The sequence below is a fragment of the Streptomyces sp. GC420 genome (assembly GCF_009916105.1).
Lineage (GTDB): Bacteria > Actinomycetota > Actinomycetes > Streptomycetales > Streptomycetaceae > Streptomyces.
Map to the genome: position 1 here is coordinate 1 of NZ_JAAAXQ010000251.1, position 12,212 is coordinate 12,212.

General features: G+C 70.1%; 11 protein-coding genes. 8 read left to right on the plus strand and 3 right to left on the minus strand.

From position 1 onward, the window contains the following. Positions 1–3 precede the first annotated feature (3 nt). On the minus strand, positions 4–165 hold the full coding sequence (locus GUY61_RS26030) for a hypothetical protein (protein ID WP_166632679.1): 162 nt from the start codon (positions 163–165) through the stop codon (positions 4–6). Positions 166–791: 626 nt separating this feature from the next. On the opposite strand from GUY61_RS26030, the gene GUY61_RS26035 reads away from it, so the two are divergent. The 8 genes from GUY61_RS26035 to GUY61_RS26070 all read left to right on the plus strand — a co-directional run bounded on the left by GUY61_RS26035 (position 792) and on the right by GUY61_RS26070 (position 11,570). Next, positions 792–4,532: a nitrate- and nitrite sensing domain-containing protein gene (locus GUY61_RS26035; RefSeq protein ID WP_166632680.1), complete on the plus strand. Its 3,741-nt coding sequence runs from the start codon at positions 792–794 to the stop codon at positions 4,530–4,532. Between the two features lie 5 nt (positions 4,533–4,537). Beyond that, positions 4,538–4,951 carry a roadblock/LC7 domain-containing protein gene (locus GUY61_RS26040; protein WP_166632681.1) on the plus strand — a complete coding sequence of 138 codons (414 nt, stop codon included), beginning with the start codon at positions 4,538–4,540 and terminating at the stop codon, positions 4,949–4,951. 95 nt (positions 4,952–5,046) lie between these two features. Further along, positions 5,047–5,613, plus strand: coding sequence for a DUF742 domain-containing protein (locus GUY61_RS26045; RefSeq protein WP_166632682.1), 567 nt, complete (start codon positions 5,047–5,049; stop codon positions 5,611–5,613). Further along, positions 5,594–6,175 carry an ATP/GTP-binding protein gene (locus tag GUY61_RS26050; RefSeq protein WP_026282171.1) on the plus strand — a complete coding sequence of 194 codons (582 nt, stop codon included), beginning with the start codon at positions 5,594–5,596 and terminating at the stop codon, positions 6,173–6,175. Before GUY61_RS26045 ends, GUY61_RS26050 begins: the two co-directional genes overlap by 20 nt. A gap of 357 nt (positions 6,176–6,532) precedes the next feature. Next, positions 6,533–9,922 carry a nitrate- and nitrite sensing domain-containing protein gene (locus GUY61_RS26055; RefSeq protein WP_166632683.1) on the plus strand — a complete coding sequence of 1,130 codons (3,390 nt, stop codon included), beginning with the start codon at positions 6,533–6,535 and terminating at the stop codon, positions 9,920–9,922. 10 nt (positions 9,923–9,932) lie between these two features. Then, a complete protein-coding gene (locus tag GUY61_RS26060) occupies positions 9,933–10,346 on the plus strand; it encodes a roadblock/LC7 domain-containing protein (RefSeq protein ID WP_166632681.1) in 414 nt (137 codons plus the stop codon). Between the two features lie 95 nt (positions 10,347–10,441). After that, positions 10,442–11,008, plus strand: coding sequence for a DUF742 domain-containing protein (locus GUY61_RS26065; RefSeq protein ID WP_166632682.1), 567 nt, complete (start codon positions 10,442–10,444; stop codon positions 11,006–11,008). Further along, positions 10,989–11,570, plus strand: a complete 582-nt coding sequence (locus GUY61_RS26070) for an ATP/GTP-binding protein (RefSeq protein WP_069978110.1) — start codon at positions 10,989–10,991, stop codon at positions 11,568–11,570. The genes GUY61_RS26065 and GUY61_RS26070 overlap by 20 nt, the downstream gene beginning before the upstream one ends. Positions 11,571–11,788: 218 nt before the next feature. On the opposite strand, the gene GUY61_RS26075 is transcribed toward GUY61_RS26070, so the two are convergent. Next, positions 11,789–11,998 carry an acyl-CoA carboxylase subunit epsilon gene (locus tag GUY61_RS26075; RefSeq protein ID WP_166632684.1) on the minus strand — a complete coding sequence of 70 codons (210 nt, stop codon included), beginning with the start codon at positions 11,996–11,998 and terminating at the stop codon, positions 11,789–11,791. Between the two features lie 77 nt (positions 11,999–12,075). Beyond that, a partial coding sequence (locus GUY61_RS41295; RefSeq protein WP_166632685.1) for a carboxyl transferase domain-containing protein occupies positions 12,076–12,212 on the minus strand: 137 nt, incomplete at its 5' end.

A 12,212-nucleotide genomic window follows, 5' to 3' on the forward strand; every position in this document is an offset into this window, starting at 1 on the left:
GGGTCAGGCCTCGGGGGCGTCGACGAGGACGGTCCGCTTGGGGTTGGCTGTCCGGGCGGGGAGCTCGACCGAGTGCTCCGGCTGCTCGGCCACGTTCCGCAGTTCCTGGGCGTCCTCCAGGTGCGCCAGCGTCGTGCGGCGCGGGTTGGCTATGGTGCGGAACATCGTCCTCGTCTTCACTGTTCTTCTGTCCTGTTCCCTGGGCCGGCGGAGTCGTCAAGTGCCTCACGGGGCGCGGTTGTCGAAACCGCTATCCCTGTAAAGCGTCAGGCTAAACATGCAATTCCCGTACGAAGCCCGATTGAGGCGGGGATCAGCATGTGAGTTTGCTCACCCACCTTCACCGAAAACACACATTCCGGACGGTCAATCCACTTCCAGGAAACGGACATTCGACACCTGAAGCCCTCATTCCGCTCCTGATCATGGCGACTGGGACACCGCACGGGCGGTTGGAATCCGCCCGGTACGCCCGACTATCCGCCGGAACTGTTTCTACGGCACGTAACACACTCCTCACACGGTGTCACTCATGTCACAGCATGGCCAACTGGCCTTGTTGGAGATCCTGCACTGTGCTGGAATTCCACGGACCGCCGCAGGGATCAGCCGGCGCGCAGCGGCGCACAGCAGCGCCGAGCGGCGGCGGGGAAAGGGAGGACGCGCCGGTCACTCACGACCACCATGGGGCGTTCGCGCCCCACGACTCGACACCGTCCCGCCGCTCGCGCGGTGGGACGCCTGGTCCAGAGGTTGCGACGCTAGTGCAGGGACGTTTCAAGAGGGATGGCATGGGGCCTCCCCAGGCCCGTCAGGGCCGAGGGGAAGCTGCGGCGGAACAGGAACCGCGCGGCGGGAACGACCGTGGCTCCTCGCCCCAGCACGCCCAGGGCACCGGACCGGCGTTCGCCGGCGCAGGCCAGGACCGTGCCGTGCAGGGGCCGGGTCCGGGCGCCGAGTCGGGCGGTACGGGTCAGGCGGAGTCGGGACCGGGGCCACTTGCCCGGTCGGGACCGGGCTCACGAATAGCGCTGCGCAACTGGCGCATCAGCACAAGGCTGGTGTCCCTGCTGACCCTGCCCGTGGTCGCGGCCACCGTGCTGGGCGCGACGCGTATCAACAGCTCGATGGACGAGATCGAGCAGCTGGACAACATGCAGCTGCTCACCGAGATGACACGGCAGGCCTCAGAGCTGGCCTCCCGGCTCCAGGAGGAGCGGGACAAGACCGCCGGCCCGCTGGCGAACGGCGTCTCGGCCAAGGACTTCAAGGTCAAGAGCCCCCGTGACAAGACGGACCGGGCCATCGAGTCCTTCCGCGAGGGCACCCAGGACCTGGACAACTCCGACGGTGACGCGACCCTCGAGAGCGTCCGCGCCAACGTCCTGGACATCCTCACGCAGCTGAACGACATCAAGTCGATCCGCAGCACCGCCTATGCCGGGGCCACCAACGCCCAGACGGTCGACAGCTACAGCCAGCTGATCAACTCGCTCCTCGACCTGTCGCAGGAAATGGCGCAGGCGACCTCCAGCCCGGAGATGATCCAGCGCACCCGGGCGCTGGCGGCCTTCTCCACGGCCAAGGAGTACGCCTCCATCCAGCGCGCCGTGATCGCCGCCGCGCTGCCGGACAACAAGTCCGAGACCGGCAAGCTCAAGGAGCCCGACCGGCTGTTCGGCGAGTCGGCGATGAAGGGCGAGGACGCCGCGCGCAAGGCGTTCAGCCGGGTCTACAGCGGCAACGCCGAGGAACTGACCGCCCCCCTGGACTCGAACAACGTGACCGTCCAGGCGGCCGACCAGTACGCGGAGCGGGTGCTCTCCGACCCGAACGGCATGAGGAACCGCGAGGCGCGTTCCTACCTGGACTGGTACGACGCGGACACCACCAAGATCAACCAGATGGCCAACATCGAGGCCACGCTGCTCAACGAGATGGAGCAGAAGGCCCGAGCGCTGCGCAACGAGGCCGAGCGCGACGCCATCATCAACGGTGCGCTGATCCTGCTGGTCCTCGGTGTCTCCCTGATCGGCGCCTTCGTCGTCGCCCGGTCCATGATCCGCTCGCTGCGCCGCCTGCAGGAGACCGCCACCCGCGTCGCCCAGGACCGCCTGCCCGAGCTGGTCAAGCAGCTGTCGGAGGCCGACCCGCAGGACGTGGACACCTCCGTCGAGTCGGTCGGTGTGCACTCCCGGGACGAGATCGGCCAGGTGGCCGCGGCCTTCGACGACGTTCACCGCGAGGCGGTCCGCCTCGCCGCCGAGCAGGCTCTGCTGCGGGGCAACGTCAACGCGATGTTCACCAACCTGTCGCGGCGTTCCCAGGGCCTCATCCAGCGCCAGCTGTCGCTGATCTCCGAACTGGAGTCCCGCGAGGCCGACCCGGACCAGCTGTCCTCGCTGTTCAAGCTGGACCACCTCGCAACCCGTATGCGCCGTAACGGTGAGAACCTTCTGGTTCTCGCGGGTGAGGAACCGGGCCGCCGGTGGACGCGACCCGTCCCGCTCGTCGACGTGCTCCGCGCCGCCGCCTCCGAGGTGGAGCAGTACGAGCGCATCGAACTGGCGCAGGTCCCGGCGACCGAGGTCGCCGGCCGGGTCGTCAACGACCTCGTGCACCTGCTCGCCGAGCTGCTGGAGAACGCCACCTCGTTCTCCTCCCCGCAGACCAAGGTCAAGGTCACCGGTCACGCCCTGCCCGACGGCCGGGTGCTGATCGAGATCCACGACACCGGTATCGGCCTGTCCCCCGAGGACCTCGCGGCGATCAACGAGCGGCTGGCCTCCCCGCCGACCGTGGACGTCTCGGTCTCCCGGCGCATGGGCCTGTTCGTGGTCGGTCGTCTGTCCCAGCGTCACGGCATCCGCATCCAGCTGCGTCCCTCCGACTCCGGCGGTACGACAGCTCTGGTCATGCTGCCCGTCGACGTCGCCCAGGGCGGCAAGAAGCCCCCGGCCAAGCAGGGTCCCGCCGGCCAGCCCCAGGGCGCTCAGAACGGCGCCGGCCGGCTGCCCGGCGGTGCCGGACGCCCCGGAGCCGGCGGTCCCCCGCCCTCGGGCGGTCTGCTCGGCGGAGGCGGCGGCCAGCGTGCCGCGCTGCCGCCCCGTGAGGGCGGCGGCGGCCTGGGCAGCGCGTTCAGCGGTGCCCGTGGCGGCCGCGCCGGCGCGCAGAACGGCGGCCGGCAACTGCCGCCGATGGGCGGCCCCAAGGGCGAGCTGCCCGGCGCCGGTTCACCGCGTCAGCCCGGCACCAGCTGGGGCAGCGAGGAGCCGCGGCAGCCGCAGCAGCGTCCCCCGGTGGACCGCCCGCGCGGTCACGAAGAGGCGGAGTCCGGCGGGCAGTTCGCCCGGATGTCCGACGACCGCCAGGGTCCCGGCTCCACCTCGGAGTTCCCCCGGCCGGGCTTCGACATGCCGGCTCCGCAGGGCAACCACGGTGTGCAGGACCCGTCCCCCTTCGGCGGGGACGCCTCGTCCACCGGGCAGTTCCCCCGGCCCGACTACAGCGGCGGCCAGCAGGGTCCGTCCGACACCGGCCAGTTCGCGCGGCCCGGCTACGGCGCCCAGCAGGGCCCGTCCGACACCGGCCAGTTCGCGCGGCCCGGCTACGGCGCCCAGCAGGGTCCGTCCGACACCGGCCAGTTCGCGCGGCCCGGCTACGGCGCCCAGCAGGGCGGCGGGGGCCAGGACCCCTCGTCCACCGGCCAGTTCGCGCAGCCGGACTTCGGCCAGCCGCAGGGCGCTCCCGCCGAGACCACCGGCCAGAACCAGCGGCCCGGTTACGGCGGTCCGCAGGAGCCCGCACCGGCCTTCGGCCAGGACCCCTCGTCCACCGGGCAGTTCGCCCGGCCCGAGCTGGGCCCCGGCCAGGGCGGCAGCTCCTCGACCGGTCAGTTCGCCCGGCCCGACGCGGGCGGCCCCGCCCGGCCCGGCCAGGGCGCACGCCCGGCCAACGGCCGGCGGAACAGCCTGCCGCGGGCCCCGCAGCCCGAGGCGCTGCCTCCGGCCGGTCCCGGCGACGGCCGTACCCCACTGTTCGACACCCTGGAATCGGACTGGTTCCGCGGTGTGCAGGGCGGCGACCAGCCGGCCCCGCAGCAGCCCTCCGTACCGCCTCAGCCGACGCATCCCCCACAGCGTCAGCCGCAGGCGGACCGCAACGGCGGGGCGTCGGCGCCGCGTCCCGGCGCCCAGCGCGCCACGACCGGCTCCGGTCAGGGCAACCCGTCCTGGCGCACCACTCCCAACGATGAACTGGGCAGGCAGGCCGAACGGGTCCGCCAGCCCGCGGCGGGCGGGGTCACCACCTCCGGCCTGCCGCGCCGCGTCCCGCGCGCCAACCTGGTGGCGGGTACAGCGGAACCGGGTCCTCAGCAGAGCGGTCCGCAGGTTTCCCGGGCTCCCGCCGATGTGCGGGGCCGGCTGACCAATTTGCGCCGGGGTATCCAACAGGGCCGCCAGGCGGGCGGCAACTCGTCCACCGGCAGTTTTGATCTCGGCCCCTCTCACCAGCAGGAGCGTGAGTTTTGAGACCGATGAGCCAGGCGGCACAGAACCTGAACTGGTTGATCACCAACTTCGTGGACAACACCCCAGGGGTGTCCCACACGGTGGTGGTCTCCGCCGACGGACTCCTCCTCGCGATGTCCGAAGGGTTCCCGCGCGACCGCGCCGATCAGCTGGCGGCCGTGGCCTCCGGCCTGACCTCGCTGACCGCCGGGGCCTCCCGGATCTTCGAGGGCGGCAGCGTCAACCAGACCGTCGTCGAGATGGAGCGGGGCTTCCTGTTCATCATGTCCATCTCGGACGGCTCGTCCCTCGCCGTACTCGCCCACCCGGATGCCGACATCGGCCTTGTCGGTTACGAGATGGCACTCCTTGTCGACCGCGCGGGCAACGTCCTCACCCCGGACCTCCGCGCCGAGCTGCAGGGAAGTCTTCTCAACTAGCAGACAAGCGTGCGTTTTGCGCCACCGCACCATAAGGTGCGGTGGCAGACGCGGCTCCAACTTAGGAACGGCGTCCGGCAGTCGGAGGAGGAATCGTGGCAACACCCCCAGGTGGACCTGCCTCGCACAGTGAGTGGCCCTACGGCGGGGGCCAGCAGCACTCACCGGGCCAGTCACCGCCGCAGCACTACGACTTCCCCTCCGCACCGGGCAGACAGGACAACCAGCAGCAGCCCTACCCCGGCCAGTCGCCGTACCAGGGACGGCAACAGCCGTACGACAACCGGCCGCGGCAGCGGTCGGGGTCGGCCGGAGGCACCCACAACCCGCTGGTCCGTCCTTATGCGATGACCGGTGGCCGGACCCGGCCGCGCTACCAGCTGGCCATCGAGGCGCTGGTGCACACCACGGCGGAACCCGCAAGGTTGCAGGGGCAGTTGCCCGAGCACCAGCGGATCTGCCACCTGTGCCGTGAGATCAAGTCGGTGGCTGAGATCTCGGCACTGCTCTCCATTCCCCTTGGCGTTGCCCGCATCCTCGTCGCCGACCTGGCCGAGGCGGGGCTTGTCGCCATTCATCAGCCCGGCGGCGACGAGTCCGCCGGCGGCCAGCCTGACGTGACACTGCTCGAAAGGGTGCTCAGTGGACTTCGCAAGCTCTAGCGGCGGTGCAGCCCGCTCCACTACCTCCGCGAAAATCGTGGTGGCGGGCGGCTTCGGCGTGGGCAAGACCACGTTCGTCGGCGCGGTCTCGGAGATCAATCCGCTGCGTACCGAGGCCGTGATGACGTCGGCGTCGGCGGGGATCGACGACCTGACGCACACCGGGGACAAGACCACCACGACGGTGGCCATGGACTTCGGCCGTATCACCCTGGACCAGGACCTGATCCTGTACCTGTTCGGTACACCCGGTCAGGACCGCTTCTGGTTCATGTGGGACGACCTGGTGCGCGGCGCCATCGGCGCCGTCGTCCTCGTCGACACCAGACGGCTCGCGGACTGCTTCCCGGCCGTCGACTACTTCGAGAACTCCGGGCTGCCCTTCGTCATCGCCCTCAACGGCTTCGACGGACATCAGCCCTACACCCCCGACGAGGTGCGCGAGGCCCTGCAGATCGGCCCCGACGCGCCGATCATCACCACCGACGCCCGCCACCGCGCCGACGCCAAGAGCGCACTGATCACGCTCGTGGAGCACGCGCTGATGGCCCGGCTCAAGTAGCGCAGAAAGCACGGCACTTGCTTACCGCATTTGTCGTATATGAACAGGGGCGGCGTGTGTCCTTTGACACCGACCGCCCCTGTGTTCATAACATTTCGACAGAGAATTGCATCGTGATCGACACCCCATGCAGTGGATCGGTGCCGCTGTGCTCACACGAGCCCCGCCATTTGACGGGGCTCGCTCTTTATGACCGATTTATCTGGGGGTGCTGAGGTACGGATCGGCTGAAACCCGCTGTTTGGTAGGCGACCCCCTGACGTGCTGCAATTCATGAACTCCGCAGTAGTGCGTCAGCAGTACGACCCAGAACGATGAACGGCACGTGGGTGCCGGCGCCGAGAGGTTGTTGGTCGAGTGAGGCGAAGCAAGACGAGCCCCGCACAACAGCAGGCGCGGGGCAACTTCACCCCGCCGCCGCGCACAGCGGCATCGCCTGCGAATGTGCCCGTTGTCGGCGAACGGACCTCGTCCGAGAGCACTCCACCGGCTCCCGGGGGCTCGAGTCGGCTGTCACCCCGCAACTGGCGGGTGCCCACCAGGCTGAACGCGATCCTCCTCATACCGGTGCTGGTCGGCCTGGTCATGGGTGGGTTCCAGGTAAAGAGCGCGATCGACACCTGGAACGAGGCGCAGGACGCCGAGAAGATCGCCGAGATCGTCGCGGCGGCCTCCGACTACAGCGAGGCGCTCCTCAACGAGCGCGACCTCTCCGCCCAGCCGATCCTGGAGGGCAAGGAGGACGACGAGACCGTCGCGAACGTGCGCGCGGCCACCGACGAGAAGGCCGCCGCCTTCCACACGGCCGTCGAGGGCATACCCTCCGGCCTGCGCCTGGAGCGGCGGCTGTCGCTCGTCGAGAAGGCCGAGCCGAAGCTCGAGGAACTCCGCAAGAAGGCGTACACCACGTCGCAGGACCCGACGGGCACCGAAGAGGGCTACGTCCAGGTCCAGCACTACCTGATGGAGATCTCCAACGAGCTGGGCCTCGGCACCGACGAAGTGGCCAGCTACGGCCGCACCGTTTATGCCATCCAGCTTTCCAAGGCCGCGGAATCGCTGCAGCGTTCCATCGGAATGCACCTGCTGGTGAAGCCCAGCACCGACCAGCAGACGCGCGGCCGGCAGCTCACCGCCTTCTCCTCCTACGCCTATCTCGAGAATGTCGCTCTCCAGGAGTACATCTCCGGCGGTACCGAAGAGGACGCCAGGAACCTCACCGCGGTCATGAAGGCCAAGCAGGAGGAGGGCGCCGAGAAGGTCGCCGAGGCCAAGCGCCGCGCGGAGGCGGCCGGTGACAAGTTCGTGACGCCGCCCGCCATGGACAAGATGGTCGGCGCGATCGCCCTCGGCACCCAGCCCACCCAGCTCGCCCAGATGGGCATCACGCCCGAGACCTGGCTGGCGGCCTCCACCGCCAAGTTCGAGGGCTACGACGAGATCGAGGCCAAGCACCTCGAGGACGCCCTCGCGACGGCCGCGCAGCTGTCCTCCGACGCCCAGCGCGACGCCATCGTCAACGGCGCCATCGTCATCATCGCCCTGCTCGCCGCGTTCGTCATCGCCGGTCTCATGGCCCGCCAGATGAGCCAGTCGATGCGCCAGCTGCGCACCGCCGCCTTCAACATCGCCGAGCAGCGGCTGCCGATGCTGGTCGACCAGCTCTCCCGGGCCGAGCCCGGCCGGGTCGACACCCGTGTGCAGCCCATTCCGATCACCTCCACGGACGAGATCGGCGAGGTCGCCCGCGCCTTCGACCAGGTGCACCGCGAGGCGGTGCGCCTCGCCTCCGAGCAGGCCCTGCTGCGGGGCAACATCAACGCGATCTTCACCAACCTGTCACGCCGCAACCAGTCGCTCATCGAGGGTCAGCTGACCCTGATCACCGACCTGGAGAACAACGAGGCGGATCCGGACCAGCTGGAGAACCTGTTCCGGCTCGACCACCTGGCGACCCGTATGCGCCGCAACGGCGAGAACCTGCTGGTCCTCGCCGGCGAGGAGCCCGGCCGCCGCTGGGACCAGCCGGTGCCGCTGGTCGACGTGCTGCGTGCCGCCTCCTCCGAGGTGGAGCAGTACGAGCGCATCGAGCTGAGCGGTGTGCCGGAGGCCGAGATCCACGGGCAGGCCGTGACCGACCTCGTGCACCTGCTGGCCGAGCTGCTGGAGAACGCCACCACGTTCTCCTCCCCGCAGACCAAGGTCCGGGTGACCGCGACCCGCCTCCCCGACGGCCGCATCATGGTCGAGATCCACGACAAGGGCATCGGCCTGACCGCCGAGGACTTCGCGGACATCAACCACAAGCTGGCCAACCCGCCGACCGTGGACGCCGCGATCTCGCAGCGCATGGGTCTCTTCGTGGTCGGTCGGCTGGCCGACCGGCACGGGATCCGCGTCCAGCTCCGCCCCTCGGGCGAGCAGGCCGGCACCACCTCGCTGGTCATGCTCCCCGACGTCATCACCCACGGTGGCGGCGGAACGGACATGCCGAACGAGAACGACTTCACGGTCTCCCAGATCATCCCGGAGACCAACGCCTTCGAGCCCTCCACGATGCGGACCGCCGCCGAGCTCGGTTTCGACGACAGCCGCTACAGCAACGACGTCCCCGACGACGTCAGCACGCTGGACCCGGTGGGCCGCTCGCTGATGCGCGAGGAGCGCCGCGCGGCCCTGGAGGCCCAGGCGTCCGAGTCGCAGACGCCGGAGGAGCAGGCCTTCCCCGCCGAGCTCCAGGGCGCCGCCGACGCCTTCCCGGGCGAGCAGCAGGCCTCGTACGAGCAGAACGGCTACGACCAGGGCGGCTACGACGGCAGCGGGTACGCGCAGAACGGCTACGAGCAGAACGGCTACGAGCAGAACGCGTACCAGGCAGGCGGCTACGACCCGAACGCCCAGGGCGGTCAGGACGGCTACGGGAGCAACGGGCACGTGCCGGGCGGCTACGACCCGAACGCCTTCGAGGCGCCCGGCGGCTACCAGGAGCCCGCGTACGGGGACGGCGGCTTCGACGCCCCGGCCGCCGCCGGCCGGCAGTCCTACGAGTCCTTCGACGCGCAGGCACAGCAGGGTGAGTGGCCCTCCGACCGGGACGCGTACGGCAGCGGCTACCAGCCGGAGTACGGGGCTCGTACGGAATCTGCTTCCGGCCCTGACGCGGACGCCCGTGAGCGCGTAGGCTTCGACCGTCCGGACCCCGCTCCGGCCGGCGACCAGCCGGTGACGGACGCGGGTCTCCCGGTCCGCGGCAGTCGGCAGCAGCAGTGGCAGCCGTCCGCACAACAGGACACCGAGCAGGCCGCCGCTTCCGCGCGGGCGCAGGCCCCGGCACCGTCCCGGCAGCCGGAGTCGCGCAATGGCGCCGCAGCGCAGAGCGGTACGGTCAACGGCCACGCCAATGGCAGTGCCAACGGCGGTGGGGGCCCCTCCCGGGGCGAGGATTCCTCGGGAGACTGGCGCTCCGCCAACGACGAGCGCTGGCACCGGGCCGAGAAGCTCCGTGACCCGAAGGCGGGCGGGGTCACTCCTTCCGGACTCCCCCGGCGGGTGCCCAAGGCCAACCTCATCGAGGGAGCCGCGGAGCAGACCCCGCAGGGCGGACCACAGGTCTCCCGCGCTCCCGAGGACGTCCGTGGCAGGTTGAGCAACCTGCGGCGCGGCGTCCAGCGGGGCCGCAGTGCGGGATCCGAACAGAACGGCAGCACGGGCTTCGGCCCCGGCAACACCTACAACCAGGAGCGTTAGTGTGAGCCCGATGAGCCAGGCGGCGCAGAACCTCAACTGGTTGATCACCAACTTCGTGGACAACACCCCAGGGGTGTCCCACACGGTGGTGGTCTCCGCCGACGGACTCCTCCTCGCGATGTCCGAAGGGTTCCCGCGCGACCGCGCCGATCAGCTGGCGGCCGTGGCCTCCGGCCTGACCTCGCTGACCGCCGGGGCCTCCCGGATCTTCGAGGGCGGCAGCGTCAACCAGACCGTCGTCGAGATGGAGCGGGGCTTCCTGTTCATCATGTCCATCTCGGACGGCTCGTCCCTCGCCGTACTCGCCCACCCGGATGCCGACATCGGCCTTGTCGGTTACGAGATGGCACTCCTTGTCGACCGCGCGGGCAACGTCCTCACCCCGGACCTCCGCGCCGAGCTGCAGGGAAGTCTTCTCAACTAGCAGACAAGCGTGCGTTTTGCGCCACCGCACCATAAGGTGCGGTGGCAGACGCGGCTCCAACTTAGGAACGGCGTCCGGCAGTCGGAGGAGGAATCGTGGCAACACCCCCAGGTGGACCTGCCTCGCACAGTGAGTGGCCCTACGGCGGGGGCCAGCAGCACTCACCGGGCCAGTCACCGCCGCAGCACTACGACTTCCCCTCCGCACCGGGCAGACAGGACAACCAGCAGCAGCCCTACCCCGGCCAGTCGCCGTACCAGGGACGGCAACAGCCGTACGACAACCGGCCGCGGCAGCGGTCGGGGTCGGCCGGAGGCACCCACAACCCGCTGGTCCGTCCTTATGCGATGACCGGTGGCCGGACCCGGCCGCGCTACCAGCTGGCCATCGAGGCGCTGGTGCACACCACGGCGGAACCCGCAAGGTTGCAGGGGCAGTTGCCCGAGCACCAGCGGATCTGCCACCTGTGCCGTGAGATCAAGTCGGTGGCTGAGATCTCGGCACTGCTCTCCATTCCCCTTGGCGTTGCCCGCATCCTCGTCGCCGACCTGGCCGAGGCGGGGCTTGTCGCCATTCATCAGCCCGGCGGCGACGAGTCCGCCGGCGGCCAGCCTGACGTGACACTGCTCGAAAGGGTGCTCAGTGGACTTCGCAAGCTCTAGCGGCGGTGCAGCCCGCTCCACTACCTCCGCGAAAATCGTGGTGGCGGGCGGCTTCGGCGTGGGCAAGACCACGTTCGTCGGCGCGGTCTCGGAGATCAATCCGCTGCGTACCGAGGCCGTGATGACGTCGGCGTCGGCGGGGATCGACGACCTGACGCACACCGGGGACAAGACCACCACGACGGTGGCCATGGACTTCGGCCGTATCACCCTGGACCAGGACCTGATCCTGTACCTGTTCGGTACACCCGGTCAGGACCGCTTCTGGTTCATGTGGGACGACCTGGTGCGCGGCGCCATCGGCGCCGTCGTCCTCGTCGACACCAGACGGCTCGCGGACTGCTTCCCGGCCGTCGACTACTTCGAGAACTCCGGGCTGCCCTTCGTCATCGCCCTCAACGGCTTCGACGGACACCAGCCCTACACCCCCGACGAGGTGCGCGAGGCCCTGCAGATCGGCCCCGACACCCCGATCATCACCACCGACGCCCGCCACCGCGCCGACGCCAAGAGCGCACTGATCACGCTCGTGGAGCACGCGCTGATGGCCCGCCTGCGCTGAGGCGGCAGGCTTCCGTACGGCGAAAGTCAGCCCCCGCGCTCTCCGGAGCGACGGGGGCCTTCGGCATGCGCGCCGGGCAGCCGCAGGGAGGCCGCACGGGCAGCAGAACGGGCAGCAGAACGGGGAGGGAGCCCGTGGCCGCCGGAGGACGAGGAGGGACGCGAGAAGGGCCCCCGCACTCCTGTCGTGCGGGGACCCTTCGCCGTCGTATCCGGGGCTCAGCCCTGCCAGCTGTGGGCGGAGCGGAAGCCTGACTGGCGCTCCAGCCGGCGCCAGCGCGCAGCGGAACGGCCGTGGTGGTGGGAACGGGGCTCGGTGCGGGCGGCCGCGCGGGCCAGGAGGACGGCGGTGATGGCGGCCAGTTCCTCGGGCTCGGCGTGGCCCTTCTCGACGCGCAGCACGGTGTCGGCAGCGGTGGGAGTGTCCATGTGCAGTGTTCTCCTCATGGGTGACTGCGGTGACGGCACGGCCGCCGGAGCCGCTGGGACCGGGGTCGGCCCGGCGGCTACTGCGGCGGGTTGCCGTGCTTGCGGGAGGGCAGGTCGGCGTGCTTGGTCCGGAGCATCTCCAGGGAGCGGATGAGCACGTCGCGGGTCTCGGCGGGGTCGATGACGTCGTCGACGAGGCCGCGTTCGGCCGCGT

Bases quoted from the DNA above. Each gene is read 5' to 3' on its own strand.
- GUY61_RS26030 (WP_166632679.1), bottom strand. From the start codon at position 165: ATGTTCCGCACCATAGCCAACCCGCGCCGCACGACGCTGGCGCACCTG.
- GUY61_RS26035 (WP_166632680.1), top strand. From the start codon at position 792: ATGGGGCCTCCCCAGGCCCGTCAGGGCCGAGGGGAAGCTGCGGCGGAA.
- GUY61_RS26040 (WP_166632681.1), top strand. From the start codon at position 4,538: ATGAGCCAGGCGGCACAGAACCTGAACTGGTTGATCACCAACTTCGTG.
- GUY61_RS26060 (WP_166632681.1), top strand. From the start codon at position 9,933: ATGAGCCAGGCGGCGCAGAACCTCAACTGGTTGATCACCAACTTCGTG.
- GUY61_RS26075 (WP_166632684.1), bottom strand. From the start codon at position 11,998: ATGGACACTCCCACCGCTGCCGACACCGTGCTGCGCGTCGAGAAGGGC.